Origin of the sequence: Borreliella spielmanii, from assembly GCF_014201705.1 — a bacterium.
Taxonomy (GTDB): domain Bacteria; phylum Spirochaetota; class Spirochaetia; order Borreliales; family Borreliaceae; genus Borreliella; species Borreliella spielmanii.
The window spans coordinates 241,100-264,137 of record NZ_JACHFA010000001.1; the positions used below are offsets into that span (position 1 = coordinate 241,100).

Here is a 23,038-nt window from a genome sequence, read left to right on the forward strand (position 1 = left end):
AAATGTAAAATTTAATAAATATATATACACTATATAATATATAAAGGTGATTATTATGCAAAATTTATTTTCCAAAAATTTGATTGTTTTAAATTACAACGCAACCAGCAAAGAAGATGTAATTAAAAAAATGGCTAGCATGCTTAATGAAAATGGATACTTAAATGACATGGAAACATTCATAAAAGAAATTAAAAAAAGAGAAGAAATTAACGGAACAGGAATTGAAGAACATATAGCCATGCCCCATGCAAAAGGTGATTTTATTAAAAACCACGGAATTGCTATTTTAAGAGTTAATGGTGATGGATTTGATTTTAACTCATCTGATCAAAAACTTTCAAAACTGTTTTTCATGATGGCTCTCCCCGAAGAAACCCCTAGCAATACGCACATAAAAGCCATATCATATCTAAGTAATACTTTTAGCAATAACTTATTAAGACATGAACTTATGAGCACAAATAATGAAGATAGATTTTTAGAAATAATTATGAATAATAGCAATATAAATGAATCTAATGATTTAAATACAAAAAAAGATTTCATTCTTGCCGTAACAGCATGTCCTGTGGGAATAGCTCACACGTATATGGCAGCAGAAAGCCTGAAAAAAGCGGCTTTAGAATTAAACGTAAACATAAAAGTAGAAACAAATGGATCTAGTGGAACCGAAAACCCAATAACAGAAGAAGAAATAAAAAATGCAAAAGGAATCATTATCGCATCTGGCAAGACTATCAATAAAGAAAGATTTAGCGGAAAACCTTTAATAGAAGTAGGCGTAAAAGACGGCATACACAAAGCAAAAGAGCTTATTCAAACAATTCTCAAAAACAAAGCACAAATTTATAAAAGCGAAACAAACACACCCGCCAAAAACCCTAAACAAAACCAAAAAATAGGAATTTATAAACACCTAATGAATGGAGTATCATTTATGCTCCCATTTGTGGTCTCAGGTGGAATAATAATAGCAATATCATTTATGTTTGGAATCAAAGCATTTGATATAAACGACCCAAGCTACAATAAAATAGCAGATATTCTGATGCAAATTGGCGGTGGAAGCGCATTTGCATTAATGATCCCAATACTTGCTGGCTATATTTCATTTAGCATAGCAGAAAGACCAGGGCTTGCACCCGGAATGATTACAGGATTAATGATGAGCAATGGAAATGCGGGATTTCTGGGAGGCATCCTAGCAGGATTTATTTCCGGATACGTTACGCTACTTGTAAAAAAAATATCTGACAAAATCATTCCTAGCAATTTAAGAGGAATAAATCCAGTATTAACTTATCCTTTTTTATCAGTCATAATTTCGGGGATTTTAATATATGTGATGCTTAGCCCAATATCATTTATTAATAAATCAATAACAGATATACTAAATCAACTTAGCGGAACTAATATGGCAATACTTGGAGCTTTACTTGGAGGAATGATGGCAATAGATATGGGAGGACCTGTAAATAAAGCTGCATACGCATTTGGAATTGCAATGATAACTGCAAAAAATTATATTCCTCATGCAAGCATAATGGTAGGAGGAATGGCGCCACCTATAGGAATTGCCCTTGCTACAAGTTTATTTAAAAACAAGTTCTCAAAAGAAGAAGTGGAATCTGGAAAAGTTTGTTATTTTCTGGGAGCATGCTTTATTACAGAAGGGGTAATTCCATTTGCAGCATCAGATCCTCTAAGAGTAATACCCGCATGCATACTAGGCTCATCTGTAGGGGGATTTATTTCTGCACTTTTCAAGGTGGAAGTTATAGCACCACATGGCGGAATATTTATTCTACCAATAGTAGTAAACCCATTAATGTGGATACTATCTATCCTAGTAGGATCAATCATAACAGCTGTTTTAATAGGAATTTTTAAAAAAGAATATAATTCAAGAATATAAACTTAATCGTTTATGTTCTTGAATTTCTGTCAATAAACTAATCTAAGTTTTATTGGGCTTTCAAGACTCAACCCTTTAACCATGTCTATCTCAAACTTTAGTGTGTTTGAGTTAATCTGTTTGAATCCAAATTGTTCTTGAATATTTCTAGAAGTCTTAACTATAAGATTAAGTTTTGAATTGTCAATAAGTTCACTTGCCTTAGAAGTAAAATCCGATAAAAAATATACCAAAACATCTTTATATTCTTCAGCAGACATTGGAATCTCATCTGATGGCAAAAGAGCAGCAAGTGCATCACTAATATATTCTTTATTTTCATTAATATTCTTAGTAGCATTTTCCAAATTAATATTAAGTTCAATAATATTCTTACCATCTTTTTTTTCTATCTTAAACACAGATATATCAGATTTTTCTATATAATCACCCAAAATTTTAATTAAATTATCAAACTTAACAACTAAATTAATAGAGTCTCCCTGGGTTTTAATACTCAAAAGCTTAAGTCCAAACTTTTCCTCTCCATTTTTAAAGTATTTTTTTATTTCATCTACAGGGAAAAGAGGCATATTTGCAATTTCTTCTCCCACTAAAGTTGTTAAGAGTTCTTTTCTAATTTTTTCAAATTCTTTATTAACATTAATAAATACTGAAACAATACCGCTAATATCATCTTTTAGCTCAATTTCAACATTAGAACTACAAGCAAAAAAAATAAACAATAAACTCAAGCTGAAAAAAAAACACTTTCTCATAACAAACTCCCAACTAATATACAACTAAAAACTATTATAATAAAATATGTAACTATAAAGCAATAAAACTAAAGGAGAACAACTATGGCGTACGATAAAACACTAGAGCCAAAATTTTTTCAAAGTCTATTAGACAATAGCCCTACCCCTTATCACTTAGTAAACTATATTGAAGAGAAATTAATAACTTATTTTAATGCACAACAATTAAAACTTGATGAAAAATGGCAAATTAAAACAGGATCGTATTACATAAAAAAAGAAGGAACTAGCATTATTGCTTTTAACATTGATGTTGAAAAAAAATATGAACCGTTTTTAATAGCAACTGCACACACAGACAGCCCAGGATTAAAATTAAAAATAGATGCAACAGAAAAAAAAGGTGGGGTGTTTTACAATCACATTGAAATTTATGGTAGCCCAATAATTTCTACTTGGATTGACAGAGACTTAAGCTTAGCAGGAATTGTATATTTTAAAAAAAATGACAATATTGATTCAAAATTAATCAATATTGAAAACATAGGAATTATTCCAAACCTTGCGATACATTTAAACCGACAAATTAACGAAGGATTTGTATATAATACTCACGACAACTTAACAGTAATCAACAGTACTAAAAAAACAATAAAAGATAATATCTTAGAACAACTTGGAATAAAATATGAAAATTTTCTATCCTGTGATCTAATATTTACAGAATCACAACCTTCTAAAATCATAGGAACTGAGGGAGAATTTTTAACTTCTAAAAATCTCGATAACAAATCGGGATGCCACGCAATCATGAATTCTTATGTTCATACAAATAATAATAAAAATAAAATAGCTGTATTTTTTGATAACGAAGAAGTAGGATCTTTAACCTCAAGAGGTGCTGACTCTAATTTTTTATCAGAAGTTTTAGAAAGAATCGATCTTGCTCTTAACTTAACCAGAGAAGAGCATTTAATAAAAACAAACAAATCATTTAATATATCGATTGACAGCGTTCATGGCATTCATCCAGGATATGCATTTAAACATGACCCAAACTATCAAGCAACTCTAAGCAAAGGCGTAGTTGTCAAAAATAGCGCCAATTTTAGATATGCAACAACTTCAAAGGGATTTGCAAGATTAAAAAATTTAGCTAATGAAAATAATATTAAGATTCAAGAAATAATAATGAAAGCAAATGTTCCTTCAGGCACAACAATCGGTCCAATCTCAAATGCAATAACAGGAATAGAAACTATTGACATTGGAACACCAATGTGGGCAATGCATTCCTTACGCGAAACAGTATCAATATCTGATCACATAGAAGCAATTAAATTGCTAAGGGCTTTTTTTGAAAAAGGAATTTAAAATTGGAAAAAATAAAAGAAATCATTGTAGTTGAAGGAAAAGATGATCTTAAAAGAATAAAAGAATCTTTTGACTGCACAGTAATAGAAACGAAAGGATTTGCTTTAAAAATCGAAACTATTAAATTACTGAAAAAAGCTTTGAAATACAAAGGAATAATAATCCTAACAGATAGTGATAAATCTGGAAATATTATTAGACAAAAACTAGTCAAACATCTAGGAGAAAATAATAAAATCAAACATGCATATCTTAATACTAAAGATACCGAAGTTGAATCAGTAAATAAAACAGAAATAATAAAAATACTTAAAAAAGTTGGGACTTTGTCTAAAAACAATCAAAAAGATTTATTAACATTAAGCGATTTGTTAGAACTTCGCATAATAGGAGAAAACTCAAAAGAAAATAAACAAAAAATCCAAAAGCACCTTTGCCTGGGACATGGAAACAATAAAAAACTCTTAGAAAGACTTAATTACTTTAAAATAACAAAAACAGAGCTAAAAAGACAATTAACTTTAATTAACTCCCCCAGAAGGACTTGAACCTCCGACCTAGTGGTTAACAGCCACCCGCTCTACCACTGAGCTATAGGGGAAATTGAACACTAAAAACATTATCTTAAATTTAAAAAATTTTGTCAATTATTTTCTAATATTTTTAAAATCCCATTAGCAAGAATTTTAGAATCTTGATCTCTAAGCTTAGAAGATCTAATAGACCAAGCTTCTTCTGGAAATGCTAAATTTCTAACTTCTATTAAAAGCTTAGTCATTACTACATTGTTTCTTAAAACATGGAGATTTTGACCTTTAATGTAAAAACTTCTTTTCATTCCTTCTGTAATTTTTTCTGCTACAGACTTTGAATGAATATCATATTTTTTTTCGTCATCTTTTTGATAATAAAACCCCATACTCTTAGGTGCTCCAACGCTATTATCTGCATGTAAACTAAAAAAGGCTATATCCTTATCTTTAATGTGTTTATATTTACTAACAATGTTTTTAACAACAACTAATCTTTTTTTAAGACCTGATGGAGTACCGTTTATCCAGGAATCAACAGTATCATTTTTATTTAGATCATAATCATTGTAAACCTCATTTTTAACATTAACAAAAGTATTGTTAGCAAAAACACTATTCCTAATTAAATGATCGGGGGCCAAAATAGTAAGTTCAACATTAGCACCCTCTTCTTTAAGGTATACATAAAGCCTTAAAGCGATATCATACACATATTCATCTTCAACAACAAAAACTTCGTTTCCAAGACCATCTCTAGACTTAACAATAGCCCCAGGATCAAGACCCCCATGACCGGGATCAAGAATTATTAACTTATCTTTAAGTCTTGATCCTTTATTAAACCTAGAATTTACCAATTTTTCAAAACTTTTGAAAAGTTGAGTAGCCTTTTTATAAGAATTTAAAGGAGAATGCCAATCCTCTGAATAAAATTCACTTGGCTGACTTATCTTTTTAGGTCTATACCAATAATAAAAATCACCAACAACCTCAAATATTGGTATTTTGGAGTCTAAAATAACTAAAGAGTTAATATCAAAAAGACCTTGATTAGTAGTAATTCCAAAAGTATTTAAATTCAACTTTTTGTTTTTACTTGAGGGAAGATTAACTATTGTTTTAACTTTATTAGAAGAATTAGAGCTAGAATCAACCTTATTTTTAATATATAAATTATTTTTAGATTTAGCTATAGAAGAATCAAGTAAAAGTTTTTTATCAAAAATTTTCAATTTTTGATCGTGCATAATATTATTGCTACTTAAATTATTCCAATTTTTGAGATCTTCAATTAAAACCCCGTAATGTCTAGCAATGCTATATAAAGTCTCCCCTACAGCAACTGAATGATAGATAAACTGATTGTCTGTTTTTTTCTCAATTTTTAAATCCCCCTTAACAGGCTTTTCTAAATCATCATCTACAATCTTTAAAACATTTAACAATGAACCTGCTTTAAGATTAACAGCCCGATTGCCATTAAGAGTTACAAGATCTTTGGCTTTAACACCATAAATATAAGCTATTCTACCAAGAGTTTCACCTTTTTTCACATAATGAAAATTAACATTCTTAGTAGCTTTCTTTAAAAAAAGCTGCTGACCAATCTTTAATTTATCATCACTAAGAAAATTAAATTTTAAAATATCCTTAGAACTAATATCAAAATCCTGAGAAAGTTTTGAAAGTGAATCGCCTTTCTTAACTACATAAGGTTTTAAAAAATCAGGCTCAGTTAAGACAAGTTTCATTCCAACTTTAAGATCTTTAGAGCGCAAATTATTCCAAGCTATTATCTGTTCTTGACTTAGCCCAACAAGCTTTGAAACACTCTCAATAGTGTCACCTTCCTTTGCGGTATAAAGAATTACCCCCTTCTTAACAGATTCTAGCGAATCGAGAGAATGATTAACCTTATGAGTAATATTTTGATTTAAATTAGAATCACTTGGAATAATTAATATTTGGCCTACCTTAATATTGTCAGCATTAAGCTTATTAATCCTTTTAAGATCGTTTACTTTGGCTTTATACTTAATTGCAATTGAAAAAAGAGTATCTCCTTTGACAACCTTATACTCAAAATCAGCATTAAGATTAACAGGACTTATTATTAAAAAATAAAATAATATAATAAGTTCTATAATTTGTAAAACATAAAACGTTTTACTTTTCCTTAATGCCAGTATTTTGAACAATGTAGTCATAAATTATCCAATAATAATCATATTTTTTGAAGAAAAAAGTATATCTTTTGGAAATATAAAAATGCCCATCGTCAAAATACAAATCAGCAATCACCTTACCTGCAGTATCAGAATAAGTTGTCTCAATAATAGAAAATTCATTTGGTACTTTTGAAATATCTGAATTATTAGAATTCCATAAATATTCCTTATACTCTTCAACTACATTTTTATTAGGAACAGATGATAACTTTTGTTTATAAAGATATGCCTTGCCTTTATCATTTAATAACAAGCCCTCAATATCAAGATATAAAAAGAATTTTTCTTTTTTTCCAAGCTGCAACGCATTTAATACATATTTAACAATCTCATCGGGAGATAGTTTTTTCTTTTTCAAGATATCTTGGATATCCTTACTTTCAGACAAACTAACAAGATCTATACTTCCTGGATTTTCATCAAAACTATCATTTAAAAAAAGCGTAATAATATTGGATTCTTTTTTCTTAAATGGATCTGAAATGTCTGGGAAAAAAATACCCTTAACAAAATAAACTCCATCCTTACTAAACTTAACAAATTGATTTAAGTTAATAACTACAGAAAACTTTTCATTAGGTCTCAAGCTCATATTTCTAACAGGAATAGCAACATTTTTAGATCTACTTTTAACATATTCAATAGGTCTTTTAACTTTAATATTGGTGGTATCAGTAACATCAAAATCAAAGCTAAAAGAATTGACATCCCCTATTTCTAAAGTTAAAACACTGTCAGACGAATTACTAAGAGAAACTTCAATAAAAACATTGCTATTGACACGATAAATAGATTGATTAAAAAACTTGATTTTAAAATCAAGGCCCTTGTAATCCCCAGCAAACAAAACAAAAGAAATATTCGTAAAAAAGATACAAAAAAACAATTTTCTAATTTTCATAAGCTCCCCTCAAAACCTAACCACATTATATATAAAGAAAGTAATAATACCTATAGTATATTATTATACTAAATTAATTAAACAAAAAGGTAAAAAATGAATATAGATGAAGAACTAACAATAACATTAAAAAATAATTCCAATTTAAAAAAAATGAAAGAATTTTTAGAACAAAACACATTTTTTTCATTAACAGGATATGAAGGATTTTTCAAAGCTTTTTTAATTAAAAAAATAAAAGAATATAGTAAAACCGGAAAAATAATATTAATAGTTAAAGATGAACACACATTAGATAAAATCAAAAATGATTTAAAAGTAATTACAAATCAAATCTTTGAGCTTAACTATTTCAGCCCTCTTGTATACAAGGGAATTGGCTCAAAAAGTGCGATCTTTAACGAAAGAATCCAATTCTTGATCAATTTTTATAAAAAAAATCCTGGAATATATATTACAGTCTTAAAATCATTGCTTAGTAAAATACCCGATAAATATACATTACTAAAGAATGTATACAAAATTGAAAAAAATACTAAGATTAATACAGTAGATATTGAAAAAACTCTTATAACATTAGGATATGAAAAAACACTCAGAGTAACAATTCCAGGAGAATTTACAATAAAAGGAGAAATTATAGACCTATACCCTTTTGGAGAACAAAGCCCCATAAAAATTGTACTCAACTTCGATAAAATAGAAGAAATAAGAAAATTCGATCCTTTAACACAATTAAAACAGGGTAATGAAATTTTGAAATTCCAAGTTCTTCCAAAAAAAGAAATTATTTGGAATGATGAAGTTATTAACAACTTAAAAACAAAGATTAAATCTGTTGAATATAAAAAGATTCTTGAAGAGTTGAATTTTAAAAAAGAAACAAAAACAGAAGAAATGTTTTATCCACTAGTAGCAAATACTTACTTAAGTAATGAGATTGAAAAACACACACCTATTGTAAGCTTTGAAATTAATAATTTCGAAAAAGAAATTGAAAAAATACACCAAGAATACGAGAATCTTTACAAAGAAGCAAAAGCAGCTGGTAAGAATACAATTGATCCAAAAAGAATTTTACTAAGTTCTAAAACCTTCAATCTAAAAAGCGATATTTTATTTTCAAAAATTAAAAGTTCTAAATCCAAAGAAGTTATAGAGTTTAAAATTGAAAGTGAGAGAAGCTTTTTTTCAAATATTATGCTTACAAAAGAAGAATTTAAAAATTGGCTAAAAAATGGGTTTAAAATTATTATTGCAGCAGAATCTGAATCACAAAAAGAAAAACTTAAATACATTTTCAAAGAATTACCAAAAATATCAATTGAGGTTTTAAAAATATCTAGCTCTTTAATAATAGAAGAAGAAAAAATTGCTATCATTCTTGAATCAAACATCTTTAATACAGGACAAAAAATAAACAAATCCTTTGAATCTTCAAAAACAAAAGCCATTAACTCTTTTATTGAGATTGAGAAAAATAGTCATGTAGTTCACATAAATCATGGAATTGGTATATTCAGGCAAATAAAGAGAATAAAAACAAGTGCTCTTGAAAAAGACTATATTGAGATTGAATACGCCGAAGGAGAAAGACTATTTATTCCAATTGAACAAACAAATTTAATCCAAAAATACATCGGAAGTGATCCTAAAAATATTAAATTAGATAAAATTGGTTCTAAAGCATGGATAAAAAACAAAGCAAACGCAAAAAAAAGAATCGAGGAGATTGCAGACGAATTAATAGAACTTTATTCAAAAAGAGAAAGTATTAAGGGTATTAAATACCCAAAAGATAACGAATTACAATTGTTATTTGAATCTGAATTTCCATACGATGAAACTCCAGATCAAATAACAGCAATAAAAGAAATAAAAGAAGACATGATGAGTTTTAAAGTAATGGATCGCCTTCTTTGTGGAGATGTTGGATTTGGAAAAACTGAAGTCGCAATGAGAGCTGCTTTTAAAGCTGTAATGGGAAACAAACAAGTTATTGTACTCTCTCCAACAACTATCTTAGCAGAACAACATTTCAATACATTTAAAAAAAGATTCAAAAACTTTCCAATCAAAATCGAAGTATTAAGCAGATTTATAAAAAACAACTCAGAAAAACGAATTTTAAAAGAATTGAAAAGTGGAGAAATTGATATAATAATAGGAACACATAAAATTCTTTCAAAAAAATTCTCCTGCAAAAATTTGGGGTTAATAATAATTGATGAAGAGCAAAGATTTGGTGTAAAGGAAAAAGAAAAGCTTAAAGAAATAAGAATCTCGGTTGATTGCCTTGCTCTTTCTGCAACACCAATTCCCAGATCTCTTCATATGTCACTAATTAAACTCAGAGATATTTCTGTTTTAAAAATTCCGCCTAAAAACAGAGTAAAAATAGAAGCTTATTTAGAATCGTTTAGTGAACTTTTAATAAAACATGCGATTGAAAATGAACTATCTAGAGATGGTCAAGTTTTTTTAGTAAATCATAATATTGAAGAGCTGTATTACTTAAAAACGCTAATTGAAAAATTAACTCCTTATGCAAGAATTGCAATAATTCATGGAAAACTTACAGGAATTGAGATTGAAAACATAATGCACGATTTTATTAAAAAAGCGTATCAAATTTTATTGGCAACAACAATAATTGAAAATGGAATAGATATCCCAAATGCAAACACAATAATAATTAATAATGCAAACAAGTTTGGACTTGCGCAATTATATCAACTAAAAGGAAGAGTTGGAAGGGGATCTAAAAAAGCTTATGCTTATTTTTTATACCAAGATAGCGAGAAACTAAATGAGCGCTCTATTGAAAGACTAAGAGCAATAACCGAATTTTCAGATCTAGGAGCAGGATTTAAAATAGCTATGAAAGATATGGAAATAAGGGGTGTTGGAAATTTACTTGGTAGAGAACAACATGGAGAAATTGAATCGATTGGCTTGGACTACTATTTAACAATGCTAAACAAGGCAATTGAAAAGAAAATGGGAAAAATATCATCATTATCAAAAGAAGAAGAAGAAGAAGTTAATATTGAAATTAACTATAGTGGCTTTATTCCTGAAAATTATATAAAAAATGAACAAACTAAAATACTAATCTATAAAAAAATCTTTGAAATTCAAACTGAAGAAGAAAGTGAAAAGATAAGATCAGAAATTAAGAACAACTTTGGTCCAATACCTAAAGAAATAAATAATCTATTAATGTTAGCTGAACTTAAAATTTTAGCAAAAAAATTAAACATAAAAAAAATAAAAGAAACAATTGGGAGTTTAGAAATAGAATATAAAAATACAAAAAGTATCCCTATGGAAAAAATAATAGAAATACTTCAAAAGGAACCTAATTTATTGATGCTAAATCCATCGTATCAAAAATCAATTTTTTTAAGCTTTAAAACTATTGAAAAATCTGACAAAATGAATTACATATATAAAAATATTAACTTACTTAAAACAAACACATAGCTTATCAAACTTAAAAGGGGAAAAAATGAAAATATTAATCATAAACACAGGAAGTTCTTCATTAAAATTTGCTATTTATCAATATGAAAATTCAAAAAAATTAATATCTGGAATTATTGAAAAAATAAAAGAGAAAAAATCAATCATAAAAATTATAAATACTGACGGATCAACAACAGAAAGATTTGAAAAAGGAATTGAAAATCACCAAAAAGCAATAGAAAAAATGTTTAAAATATTGTTAAATAACAATTCAAAAATCCTTAAAACTATTAGTGAAATTAAAATAATAGGACATCGGGTTGTGCATGGGGGATCACACTTTAAAAGTTCAATAATTCTTAAAACCAGTATTTTAAATAAATTAAAAGAAATTTCCGAACTTGCACCACTTCACAATCCAAGTGCAATCATTGCAATAGAAACAATACTTAAAATTTTACCACACACAAAACAAGTTTTATGCTTCGATACATCATGGCATCAAACTATAAAAGAACACGCTTTTCTTTACGCAACCCCATATTCTTGGTATAAAAAACATAATATTAGAAAATATGGCTTTCATGGTCTTTCTTATTCGTACATAACAAAAAGATCCTCAGAAATTTTAAATAAAAAAATAGATAATCTAAATTTAATAATATTACATCTAGGAAATGGAGCAAGCATTAATGCTGTTAAAGATGGAAAATCTTACGACACAAGCATGGGAATTACTCCACTTGAAGGTCTTACAATGGGAACAAGAAGTGGTGACATAGACCCAGCAATTATTAATTTGATGAGCACCATATTAAATAAAACCACTAAGCAAATTGAAGAAATGTTAAATAAAGAAAGCGGTATGCTAGGAATTTCTGAAAAATCAAATGATATGAGAGACATTTGGAACAAAATTGAAGAAGGGGATTATCAATCAAAACTTGCAGTAGAAATAATGACATATAGAATAAAAAAATATATTGGATCTTACATTGCCATCCTTGATTTTAATGTTGACGCAATGGTTTTTACAGGTGGGATTGGTGTTGTTGATTATGAAGTAAGAAATCTTTCACTAAAAGGATTTGAAAAAATTGGAATAGAGCTGGACCTTAAAAAAAATGAAATGGCTCAAAACAAAAATTTAGAATCCGAAATATCAACCATTAAGAGTAAAGTAAAAATACTAGTAATACCAACAAACGAAGAATCAACCATTCTTGAAGACATTTACAATTTAATTCCAAAAAATTTATAACTTTAAAAATATAAAATTTGATTTACTGACTATAATTATTTTAAATAGTTTATATTTAACTCTCACAAAGTAACGTTGCTTTTTTAACATTTTCCATTATTTGCCTTCCCTTTACTATTTCAAGAAGAGTAAAAGCAAATTCAAATGAAGTTCCAACCCCTTTAGAAGTAATAAAATTATTACTCCTAACAACATTTTTATCTACAAACTCACCATCAAGCACATTTTTTTCCAAACCTGGATAACATGTAAACTTATTAAGTCCTAAAAGACCTTTAGCAGCAAGCACTACTACTGGAGAAGCACAAATAGCTGCAATAAATTTACCCTTAGCATTCATATCTTTTAAAATTAAATCCAATTCTTTTGAATTAAAAAGATTAGTAGACCCAGGCATACCCCCGGGAAGAATTATTAAATCAAAACAATTTTCCTTACAGTTTGATATTACATCATCTGTTGAAAAAGAAACGCCTTTTGAACTTGTCACAACATTGCTATCATTTACACTGATAACTTGAACATTAACATTACCCCGTCTTAAAATATCAATCGGGATTATAGCCTCAATATCTTCAAAGCCATTTGCAAGAATAATTCCTACTACCATATACAACCTCTAATGCTGATGGAGGGACTTGAACCCACGACAACTCGGATATGAGCCGAGTGCTCTAACCAACTGAGCTACATCAGCTTAAACTTTTATTAAGTGTATAAATTCAACAATGCTTTGTCAATGTTATTATTTAAAGCATTATTATAAAGTATAATACAAAATGATTTGCTAATAAACATATATCTAATTTAGCATTTATTATTTGTATGGTTAAATGAAAAGAAATTTTTATCTTATTATCCTTTTTATAGCTAACAATTGCTTTTCCATTGATTTTTGGGACACGATGGAAAAAGAAAAACTAATACATGAAATGGTAAGTAAAATGCAAGATCATGAGCTACTAGGACAAATGTTCATGATAAGCTATCCAAATCAATCAATAACAAATTTTGTTCTTGATTTTATAAGTAAAAAGAATCTTGGGGGAATTAAAATTTTTGGATGGAATGCAAAAAATTTAAAAAAATTAACAGAAAGTATTAATAAAGCTCAAAAAACATCTCAAAATAATAAATTTAAAATTCCTTTATTTGTAGCAACAGATCAAGAAGGGGGATTGGCGAACCACATAAAACCACATACATCAGAAACAATTGGTAATCTTGGAATTACAGCATCTCTGTCTTCAAAAGATTCTTATAATACAGGGTATTATATAGCACAAGAATTAAGTCGGCTTGGAATAAATTTAAATTTTGCACCCATAGTAGATATATATAGCGACGAAAATAATTTCGCAATAGGTCCAAGAACATATTCAGATAACCCTAAAATAGTATCACTTCTTTCTCTGGCCTTTTACAAAGGACAAAAACAAGGAGGAATAATTTCTACTGCAAAGCATTTTCCAGGACACGGCAATACTACTCTTGACTCCCATATAAATATTCCAATAATAAATTCTAATTTATTAGAAATAAACTTAAATGAACTTATGCCATATAAAATATTAATACAAGAAAACATCCCGGTAATAATGACAGGCCATCTAGCATATCCAAATCTTACAAATGGAGAAAATATTCCTGCATCATCCTCAACAAAAATAATCAAAGACATACTAAGAAAAAGATTAAAATATAATAATATAATAATTACTGATGACCTATTAATGAGCGCAGCAAAATACAATAATGAAAGTATCTACAATACAATTGAAAGAATAGTTAGAACTAAAAGTGACATTTTTTTAATATCTTTAAATGAAAATATACAAAAAAATGCTTACAATATGCTGTTAAACTTAATGAAAAAAGATTTAGAAATAAAAAACAATATTATTGAATCTAATAAAAGAATATTAAGAGTTAAATTGACATACTTAAAAGAAAATATAAACAAATCTAATCTTTATCCTAATTTCAATAAAGATGAGAAAATATATTCAAAAGAAGGTGAAAAATTTTTCGAACAAAGCACATTAAGGGGTATTACAAAAGTAAGAATAAAAAAAGAAATATCTAAAACTAAAAAAACCCTTATAATATCTCCTTACTATAAAATGATTGCAGAAGGCAAAAAAATATTTCAAAATACATATGCTTATTATTATAACTATTATCCCTTAAACGAGATTAATCTCCAAAAACTCGACGAAATTAAAAAATTAATTAAAAGTTTTGAACAAGTTATCTTTAACTTATCAACACCAGGAAGCTTGAAATATTTAGAAAATTTAAAAGAATACAAAGATAGAATAAGTGTAATTGTATCTCTTACCCCTCAACACATCAAAAAATTAAATTGGATAAAAAACATAGTAATTATTTATGGAACAACACCTCTGGCATTTAAATCTGGATTCTTAACACTCACTAAAGACTTTAATCCAAAAGGAACTATTCCTTTAAGGAATGTTATAAATAAATATTATCCTTAATGTATGCTAGCATTCGATTTTTTACAATCTCTAGGGAACCTTGTTTAATTCTAAACCCACTAGCATTTTTATGCCCCCCACCTCCAAAATCTTCTGCCAATTTTCCAACATTAAAAGAATCTTTAGATCTTAGTCCAACTATAATCGAACCATCCTCCATTTCTTTTAAAATACCTAAAATTTCATTATTCTCAACATTACTTAAAATCATATAAAAAAGTTCATTAACCCCAATAACGCTACCATCTTTGCTAAAAGTAGAAAAAGATAAAGATGTAAACAAAACCTTTCCATTCCAATAAGATTCAAGACTGTTTAACATTAACTTGAGAGTTTCTATTGATTTCAAGCTTTTAGTTGCTTCTATATAGCTATAAACTTCTTTAAGACTTATTCCTTTTGAAACCAATCTTGCAACCATTTCAAAAGGCTCTGGATCACTTCTTGAAATAAATTTAAAAAAACCAGTATCAGTACAAAATCCCACTAAAATATACCAGGCCTCTTCTTTTGTAAGATCATACCCAAACTCTCTTATTAATTTTTCAATTAAAAAAGTAGTAGAGGGTGCAAAAGGATCAATATAACCTACACATTTTAATTTCTCACCAGACATATGATGATCAATTACTAAAATAGGCATATCCTTTACATAAAATATAAATTCATCACCTATTCTATCTAAAATTGAGCAATCTAAAATAATAACCGAATAATCTGAAAGCTCAATATTAGGCCATTCAGATAAAAATTTATCCCTAAAGGGAATTATTTCTTTTCTAACAAAAGGACCTTCATTTAATAAAATAGAATTTTTACCAATTCTTGAGAGAAAAGACGATAAAGCTAAAGACGAACCTATACAATCAAAATCAGGATCTTTGTGCCCAATAATAATAAAATTATTATACTTTTTAATAAAATTAATAACATCCCTCATAATAAAATTCAAAAACCTTCCGCAAAACAAGTTTTTAGCTTATTTTACATTGACTATATTACAATATTTCAATAAAATAAACCACAAGAGTTAATAAAATATAACGGGGGAGAAATTTGTGAAAAAACCAAAACAAGAAGATATTAATAAAGCATTTTATATGGCAGAAAAAGCAAGAAACAATTCATATTCTCCATATTCAAAATTCAAAGTAGGTGCCTGCATTAAGACTGAAACAAACGATTTTTTTATTGGAACAAATGTTGAGAATGCAAGCTTTGGAGCAACTTGTTGCGCAGAAAGAAACGCTATTTCAAATATGATTGTAAAAATTGGTGTACAAACAATAGATTTTTTATTACTTAACACAAGCCCTGAAGCTATTCCATGTGCTATATGCCTACAAGTAATGACAGAATTTTTTGATCAAAATACAAAAATAATAATAACAGAATCTAATTCATTTAATGAAAACAAAATGCCAACAAAAATTTATACATTAAAAGATTTGCTTAAAGTTCCTTTTGATCAAAAAGAGCTACAAAGAGTAACACAATAGCAACTTGCAAAAGTTAAATTAATCTAATATCTTTAGAGAAATTACAGCGCTTGCAAGCCTATTTAATTTGTCGCTTTCAAGAGTATTGGCAGATAAATCAAATACATTTAAAATAAGTTTTTTCTCATCAGCATTAAAATCATATTCTAAGTTTTCAAATAATAAAAAGTTAATAATTGGAATAAATTTTTCCACAAAGCTGTATAAATTATTATTAAAATCATAAGCTTCATAATAATAATTGAATATATCCTCTAATGACTTTCTGTCAAACTCTTTTAAAATATCACAAAAAATCTTTTTAAGATTCTCAATTAAACTGTGTAAATTGCTACTATTTAAAATAAGTTTTTTACATTTTTTAACAAAAAAATCTGCTTGCCGCATAAAATATTCCTCACTTTTATCTTAACAAATCAAGATTGAGCTTGAATTTAATAAATGATAAAATGTAGCATTAATACTGCATTAACAAAATTATGCAACAACTAGGAGAATGTTACAATTATGGTCAAGGTAATAAGTTTAAAAAACATTCATAAATTTGATTATTTAAAACTAGATCCTTTACAAAAAGAAGATGTCTACATCGTTTATATTGAAAATAATTCAAAATTAATTGCAAATCTTAAAACAAAAGCAAAAGGCAATCAAATTGAACTAATTCATTTTTATATTAGTGATGATTTTAAATCAGAAGGTATAGAAAGAATACTGATTAGCAATTTAATTCATTATGGTAAAAAAAATAAATTTAAAACAATTTCATGCAAAATTAGTGAAATACAAGAAGAGCTTTTAAGTTTGGGATTTGAAAACAAAGATTCTCAATATAAAAAAGAATTAGCATCTGAAATAGAAGAAGATAAATTTGTAATGGGAATAGGAATAATCTCTATATTTACCGAAGTAGCATCAATATCTTCCAAGCTTACTGTTGGAATACTGTTTAACTCATTTGCACTTATTGCTGACGCTTTCCATGTCATGGCCGACTTTGTTTTATCTACAATAACTTACTTTAGTTTAAAAATTACAAGCAAACCTGAAACCATTTACTATCCTCATGGGCACAAACTAATGGAAAGCTTAATAGCTTTTATCATGGGAATAATCATACTAATGGCGGGATTTACACTATTTTTAAATACAACCGGATTAAATAAATTTATAACTCTTGGAGGAGAGTCTGGATTTAATCTGCACATACACCAAAACAAAAATAAAAATGATAATATACATGAAGATGACCATGGTCACTCGCACGACAACGACAACAACAACAACCACAACCACAACCACAACCACAACGAAGAAGACAAAAAAAATATACTAGAAATATTTTCAAATAAATCCCTTAAAAAAAGCTTATGGATACCAATGATCCCCTTCATTTTTTTTATAGTGAAAATAATAGAATATTTAACAAAATTCCAAATAGGAAAAAGATATAATAATCAACTTCTCTTAGCATTAGCTTCAGCTGATAAAAACTGCATATTCTCGCATGGCGGGATTACACTAAGCTTACTACTTGCAACTTACATGTGGAGTGGCTTTGACAAAATTATGTCTATATTTATTGGCTTTATCATAATAAAAGAGGGGCTTAACGTAATAATAAATAACGCAAACAATTTACTCTCAAAACAAAATATAGATCTTAAAAGAAGCGTAAAAGACACATTAAAAAATTTACATACAAACTTTAAAACACTAAATTTCCATAATCAAGGCAACAAACTTGTGCTTTATATCAAAATAAATTTAAATTCAGAAAATGACTTTCAAAGTTTCATAAATAAAACAGAAAATATTAGAAAAATAATAAAACAAGAATATAAAGAAATAAATGATATACATTTCTTAGTTTGATTAAATTAATAACAAATAAATAATTGACACTTATAATAAAGTTGTGTTAACATTTTAAACTGTAAGACGCAGGGTAGAGCAGTTGGTAGCTCGTCGGGCTCATAACCCGAAGGTCATAGGTTCGAGTCCTATCCCTGCTATATTTTATTTTTAATATGTGAGGAATTGATGAATAGGAAACAAATAGCTAAAGGTAAGTTGGTAAGGAGATTTGGCATTAACATTTTTGAGCAGCCAAAATATGACAAAATCCTTAAAAAAAAGCCACATCCTCCTGGAATGCATGGAAAAGCCAGAAAAGCTAAGATCACAGAATATGGAAAACAATTGATAGAAAAACAAAAGATAAAATTTACTTACGGCGTAAGCGAAAGACAATTAACCAACACTTTTAAAGAAGCTAAAAAACATCACGGTGTCACCGGGGACAACTTACTCTCAATACTTGAGAGAAGAATTGACAATGTTGTATATAGAGCTGGATTTGCAATCTCAAGAGCACATGCAAGGCAAATAGTTTCTCACGGTATTATTATATTAAATGGAAGAAGAGTTACTATCCCTTCAATAATATTACGAGCAAATGATCAAATTCAAATAAAAGAAAAAGACAGTCTAAAAAAATTAATAAGGTCAAACATAGAAAAAACTTCATCTCTTAGAAATTTACCAACTTGGATAGAAGTAAACGCTGATAACTTAAACATAAAAGTAAAGCATGCTCCATCAAGAGATGAAATACCTACACTTGCTAATGAGCAAATGGTTGTAGAGTATTATTCTAAGAGAGCATAGACATATCTTTTATTTTTGTATTACCTAAAACAATAAAAAGTGGCCGATTAAAGCCACTTTTTTATTTACCTTTCTTTTTACTCTTTGAAAAATTTTTTCCCAAACTATTTTTAGCAAAACAAGAAAAACTATTATTATTTCTCGAGCTTTTGGAATAAGGTTTAGCACTAAAAGATGCCCTGCTGCCTGAGGGCCTTCTAACTCCATCTTTCATAGATCTGCTCCTAAAATATAAATTTAAATATGTAAATTTTTAAATAATGTTCAAATAATCAAAAACTTCTTCTAAACTGGAAACAAACTTAACATCTATATTATCCTTAACTTCTTCTGGAAGCTTAAAATAATCTTTTTTATTATCTTTGGGCAAAATAACTTTGTTTATACCATTTCTATAAGCTGCTAAAACTTTTTCTTTAATGCCACCTACAGGAAGAACGAAACCTTTTAAAGTCACCTCACCAGTCATTGCAAGGTCCAAAGGAACTTTTTTGTCAGATAGTATTGAGGCAATTGCTGTTGCAATAGTAATACCAGCAGAAGGTCCATCTTTTGGTGTTGCTCCTTCTGGAAAATGTAAATGAATTTCGGGACTTTCTTTTACGTCAAAATTAAGTTTAGAAGAATAGGTCTTAACTATAGAATATGCAAGCTGCGCACTCTCTTTCATAATAGTCCCAAGACTACCTGTTAAAATAATGTCTCCTTTTTTCTCAAACTTAGTTGCCTCAACAGGGAGGACTGTGCCACCATAATTTGTCCAAGCAAGTCCATAAACAAATCCAGAAGAATCAATCTTAATTAAATCCAAATTATACTCAGTATCAACATAATTATAATAATTGTTAATATTGATTATTTTATAAATACCTGGAATATCAGGATCATGAGTAAAAAGCGAATTATTTCCATGTATCAAAGAACTTGGTGAATAAAAATTGCCTTTGATGATTTGATCTTTAGAATACTCATAAAGCAATTCCCTTACAAGCTTTCTAATTAAATTAGTCAAAACTCTCTTTAACCCCCTTACACCAGATTCCATAGTATAGTTTCTAATTAAATTAAAAATAACATCGTCTTCTATTCTTATATAAACTTTGTCTAAAAAACTTTCTTTAATTATACTCGGAATCAAAAAAATCTTAGCAATCTCTAACTTTTCAATATAAGAATAACCCTCAACTTTAATTATTTCCATTCTATCAAGAAGTGGCTTTGACATACCATTAAGGGAATTGGCTGTTGTAACAAATAAAACATTAGAAAGATCATAAGGAATTTCTAAATAATGATCTACAAATTTATAATTTTGCTCAGGATCTAAAACTTCTAAAAGGGCAGATTCGGGATTTCCCTTATAACTATTATTAATTTTATCTATTTCATCAAGAAGAATAACGGGATTAGATTTACCAGATCTTTTCATTGCACTAATAAAAACACCTGGAAGAGAGCCAACATAAGTTCTCCTGTGCCCTCTAATTTCTGCCTCATCTCTTAAACCGCCAAGAGATATTTTAACAAATTCTCTAGATAACGATCTTGCAATAGATTCTACAAGAGATGTTTTACCAATACCAGGGGGCCCTACAAGGCATAAAATGGGAGCTTTAACCTTAGAATTAATTTGATAAACAGCTAAAAAATTTATTATCTTTTCTTTTGCTTCATCCATGCCATAATGAGAATTTCTTAAGATAAACTCAATCTCACTTAAATGATTTTTCATAACAGTATTTTCATTCCACGGAAGATCTAATATCAACTCTATATAACTTCTAATAATATTAGCATCAGGGGAGTTCATCTGCATTTTAGATAATCTAGAAATTTCTTTTTCAATCTTAGATTTAACATCTTCTGGAATATCTTTCGAATTTAACCTATCAATATAATCGTTTTCATCTTTACCTAGTCTTTTTTGTATCTCTTTAACTTGCTCAGAAAGAAAATAATCTCTTTGACCTTTATCTAACTTAGCTCTAACTTTAGAATTAATATCTTTTTTAAGGTCTAAAAGGTCAATTTCAATATTTAAATTAACAATTAATTTTTCTATTCTGGTTTTAACATTTAACTCTTGCAAAAGCTCTAATTTTACACTATTTTCTAAGTTTGAATTAGAGGCTATAATATCGACAAGCTTGCTTGGATTCTCAAAGTAATTAATTGGCTCATTATCGCTATCATAAGATTTTAAAGATAGGGAATTTCTATAAACTTCATAAGTTTCTTTTAAAAATTTAGAGTAAGTGTAAAGCTCCCTATTTAATCCACCAGCATCAGACACAAAGGTAACTTTGGCTCTCAAATAATCATTTTTTTTAAAAATACTACCTATTAGAACTCTACTTTGACACTCAACTAAAACTTTTACTACGTCTTTGCTAACCTTTATAACCTGAATAAGTTTAGAATAAGTGCCTACAGAACATAAATTTTTAATCCCTTCCCTACCGGATTCGTCATAATTAGATTCATTTGGATAAGCAAACAAAATTAATCTTTCCTCTAGCATGGATTGAGCTATGGAATTAATTACATACTCATTATCAAAGGTTACCCACAATGTCATATTTGGGAAAAGAACATTTTCTTTTAAAATAACAATTGGGAGATCTTCTTTTCTATTTTTTATCATATTTAAGATTGATTTCATACAACTCTTTTGACCAAGGTTTTTTAATTGCATTTCCCACCAAAATTAATGGATTAATATCTGCATTTAAAACAGATTCTTTTGTAACAATAACCTTTTTAGCCTTACTAATTGAAGGAACCTCAAACATAACATCTTTAAGAAGACCCTCTAAAATAGACCTAAGACCTCTTGCTCCAGTATTTTTTAAAATAGCTTCATCTACTATTGATTCTAATGCATCTTTTTCAAATACCAATTCAACATTATCCATTTTAAACATATAATAATACTGCTTAACAATAGAATTTTGAGGATCAACTAATATTCTCATCAAATCTTCTTTGCTTAATTTTTCAAGATACGAATGTACAGGAAGTCTGCCAACAAACTCTGGTATCAAACCGAATTTAATCAAATCTTCCATTTCTAAATACTTTAATGAAGTGTCCTCTCTTATATTCTTTTTTTCAATTGCTGAAAATCCAATAGAACTCTTATTTATTCGATTCTTAACAATATTTTCAAGCCCAACAAAAGCACCACCACATATAAAGAGTATATTTTGAGTATTAATTTCAATAGTATCCTCATAAGGATGCTTTCTACCCCCTCTTGGGGGCACATTGGCAACAGTACCCTCAATTATCTTTAACAAAGCTTGCTGAACACCTTCTCCAGATACATCTCTTGTTATTGAAACGTTTTCATTTTTTTTAGCAATTTTATCTATTTCATCTATATAAATGATCCCTTTCTCAGCTAGACTAACATCCCCATGAGCAGCATGTATCAATTTAAGCAAAATATTTTCTACATCCTCACCAACATATCCAGCTTCTGTTAAAGTTGTAGCATCTGCTATTGCAAATGGAACATTCATCTCTGAAGCCAGCGTTTTTGCAAGCAAAGTTTTACCACTGCCTGTAGGCCCAACCAAAAGTATATTAGATTTTTCAATCTCAATATCATCATCATATTTATTATTTTTTAATATCCTCTTATAATGGTTATAAACAGCCACAGATAAAACTTTTTTTGCATCTTCTTGACCAACAACATACATATCTAAATGATCTTTAAGTTGTTTAGGAGTTGGCAAACCATTAGATTTAGAATCCAGCGAATTGCACAACTTTTCCTTAAAAAGATTGTGACATATTTTAGAACATTCCGGACAAATCGCTACTCCATTAGATATAACAACATTGCCTCCAAGCTCAGCAACGCTAAGTCCACAAAAAGAACACTCTTTTACTTTTTGACCTTTTACTCTTGCCATAAAAATTTTTACCAAAAATAAA

18 protein-coding genes and 3 tRNA genes are annotated in these 23,038 nt (G+C 28.4%); 10 read left to right on the top strand and 11 right to left on the bottom strand.

Annotated elements, in window-relative coordinates; translation table 11 throughout:
• Nucleotides 1-55: 55 nt before the first annotated feature.
• A complete protein-coding gene (locus HNR35_RS01090; RefSeq protein ID WP_183223361.1) occupies nt 56-1,918 on the top strand; it encodes a fructose-specific PTS transporter subunit EIIC in 1,863 nt (620 codons plus the stop codon).
• Nucleotides 1,919-1,947: 29 nt separating this feature from the next.
• Here HNR35_RS01090 and HNR35_RS01095 read toward each other — a convergent pair whose 3' ends face one another.
• Complete coding sequence (locus tag HNR35_RS01095) at nt 1,948-2,676, bottom strand: hypothetical protein (protein ID WP_006433739.1); 729 nt, start codon at nt 2,674-2,676, stop codon at nt 1,948-1,950.
• 84 nt (nt 2,677-2,760) lie between these two features.
• Between HNR35_RS01095 and HNR35_RS01100 the strand changes: the two genes are divergently transcribed.
• Nucleotides 2,761-4,032 carry a M18 family aminopeptidase gene (locus HNR35_RS01100; RefSeq protein ID WP_006433660.1) on the top strand — a complete coding sequence of 424 codons (1,272 nt, stop codon included), beginning with the start codon at nt 2,761-2,763 and terminating at the stop codon, nt 4,030-4,032.
• A gap of 2 nt (nt 4,033-4,034) precedes the next feature.
• Complete coding sequence (gene rnmV, locus HNR35_RS01105; protein WP_183223363.1) at nt 4,035-4,580, top strand: ribonuclease M5; 546 nt, start codon at nt 4,035-4,037, stop codon at nt 4,578-4,580.
• On the opposite strand, the gene HNR35_RS01110 is transcribed toward rnmV, so the two are convergent.
• The 3 genes from HNR35_RS01110 to HNR35_RS01120 all read right to left on the bottom strand — a co-directional run bounded on the left by HNR35_RS01110 (nt 4,562) and on the right by HNR35_RS01120 (nt 7,694).
• Nucleotides 4,562-4,633, bottom strand: a tRNA-Asn gene (locus HNR35_RS01110). The genes rnmV and HNR35_RS01110 overlap by 19 nt on opposite strands.
• Before the next feature lie 42 nt (nt 4,634-4,675).
• On the bottom strand, nt 4,676-6,772 hold the full coding sequence (locus HNR35_RS01115; protein WP_183223365.1) for a LysM peptidoglycan-binding domain-containing protein: 2,097 nt from the start codon (nt 6,770-6,772) through the stop codon (nt 4,676-4,678).
• On the bottom strand, nt 6,732-7,694 hold the full coding sequence (locus HNR35_RS01120) for a hypothetical protein (protein WP_183223367.1): 963 nt from the start codon (nt 7,692-7,694) through the stop codon (nt 6,732-6,734). Before HNR35_RS01120 ends, HNR35_RS01115 begins: the two co-directional genes overlap by 41 nt.
• Before the next feature lie 96 nt (nt 7,695-7,790).
• Between HNR35_RS01120 and mfd the strand changes: the two genes are divergently transcribed.
• Together mfd and HNR35_RS01130 are read left to right on the top strand one after the other, a co-directional pair.
• The gene (gene mfd / locus HNR35_RS01125; protein ID WP_183223369.1) at nt 7,791-11,180 is read left to right on the top strand and encodes a transcription-repair coupling factor; all 3,390 of its coding nucleotides are present in this window, start codon (nt 7,791-7,793) and stop codon (nt 11,178-11,180) included.
• A gap of 25 nt (nt 11,181-11,205) precedes the next feature.
• Nucleotides 11,206-12,423: an acetate kinase gene (locus HNR35_RS01130; protein ID WP_183223371.1), complete on the top strand. Its 1,218-nt coding sequence runs from the start codon at nt 11,206-11,208 to the stop codon at nt 12,421-12,423.
• Between the two features lie 55 nt (nt 12,424-12,478).
• Here HNR35_RS01130 and HNR35_RS01135 read toward each other — a convergent pair whose 3' ends face one another.
• Together HNR35_RS01135 and HNR35_RS01140 are read right to left on the bottom strand one after the other, a co-directional pair.
• A complete protein-coding gene (locus HNR35_RS01135) occupies nt 12,479-13,033 on the bottom strand; it encodes a DJ-1 family glyoxalase III (RefSeq protein ID WP_183223373.1) in 555 nt (184 codons plus the stop codon).
• 13 nt (nt 13,034-13,046) lie between these two features.
• Nucleotides 13,047-13,120, bottom strand: a tRNA-Met gene (locus HNR35_RS01140).
• Between the two features lie 208 nt (nt 13,121-13,328).
• On the opposite strand from HNR35_RS01140, the gene HNR35_RS01145 reads away from it, so the two are divergent.
• Complete coding sequence (locus HNR35_RS01145; protein WP_183223375.1) at nt 13,329-14,924, top strand: glycoside hydrolase family 3 N-terminal domain-containing protein; 1,596 nt, start codon at nt 13,329-13,331, stop codon at nt 14,922-14,924.
• On the opposite strand, the gene HNR35_RS01150 is transcribed toward HNR35_RS01145, so the two are convergent.
• Nucleotides 14,902-15,864, bottom strand: a complete 963-nt coding sequence (locus HNR35_RS01150; RefSeq protein ID WP_183223609.1) for a DHH family phosphoesterase — start codon at nt 15,862-15,864, stop codon at nt 14,902-14,904. The two genes, HNR35_RS01145 and HNR35_RS01150, sit on opposite strands and share 23 nt — an antisense overlap.
• Nucleotides 15,865-15,982: 118 nt before the next feature.
• Between HNR35_RS01150 and cdd the strand changes: the two genes are divergently transcribed.
• Nucleotides 15,983-16,423: a cytidine deaminase gene (gene cdd / locus HNR35_RS01155; RefSeq protein WP_006433771.1), complete on the top strand. Its 441-nt coding sequence runs from the start codon at nt 15,983-15,985 to the stop codon at nt 16,421-16,423.
• 18 nt (nt 16,424-16,441) lie between these two features.
• Here the strand turns inward: cdd and HNR35_RS01160 are convergent, their stop codons facing one another.
• Nucleotides 16,442-16,810 (bottom strand): hypothetical protein, encoded by a 369-nt coding sequence (locus HNR35_RS01160; RefSeq protein WP_183223377.1) that lies wholly within the window; start codon nt 16,808-16,810, stop codon nt 16,442-16,444.
• 120 nt (nt 16,811-16,930) lie between these two features.
• Between HNR35_RS01160 and HNR35_RS01165 the strand changes: the two genes are divergently transcribed.
• From HNR35_RS01165 to rpsD, 3 genes are all read left to right on the top strand, one after another.
• Nucleotides 16,931-18,298: a cation diffusion facilitator family transporter gene (locus tag HNR35_RS01165; protein WP_183223379.1), complete on the top strand. Its 1,368-nt coding sequence runs from the start codon at nt 16,931-16,933 to the stop codon at nt 18,296-18,298.
• A 67-nt stretch (nt 18,299-18,365) separates the two neighbouring features.
• Nucleotides 18,366-18,438 (top strand) — tRNA-Met (locus HNR35_RS01170).
• Nucleotides 18,439-18,466: 28 nt separating this feature from the next.
• A complete protein-coding gene (gene rpsD / locus HNR35_RS01175; protein WP_006433396.1) occupies nt 18,467-19,093 on the top strand; it encodes a 30S ribosomal protein S4 in 627 nt (208 codons plus the stop codon).
• 61 nt (nt 19,094-19,154) lie between these two features.
• On the opposite strand, the gene HNR35_RS01180 is transcribed toward rpsD, so the two are convergent.
• From HNR35_RS01180 to clpX, 3 genes are read right to left on the bottom strand one after another with little or no spacing between them, the layout of a single operon-like run.
• The gene (locus HNR35_RS01180; RefSeq protein ID WP_006433397.1) at nt 19,155-19,307 is read right to left on the bottom strand and encodes a hypothetical protein; all 153 of its coding nucleotides are present in this window, start codon (nt 19,305-19,307) and stop codon (nt 19,155-19,157) included.
• Between the two features lie 39 nt (nt 19,308-19,346).
• The gene (lon, locus tag HNR35_RS01185) at nt 19,347-21,737 is read right to left on the bottom strand and encodes an endopeptidase La (protein ID WP_183223612.1); all 2,391 of its coding nucleotides are present in this window, start codon (nt 21,735-21,737) and stop codon (nt 19,347-19,349) included.
• A complete protein-coding gene (gene clpX / locus HNR35_RS01190) occupies nt 21,724-23,016 on the bottom strand; it encodes an ATP-dependent protease ATP-binding subunit ClpX (protein ID WP_183223611.1) in 1,293 nt (430 codons plus the stop codon). Before clpX ends, lon begins: the two co-directional genes overlap by 14 nt.
• Between the last annotated feature and the right edge of the window lie 22 nt (nt 23,017-23,038).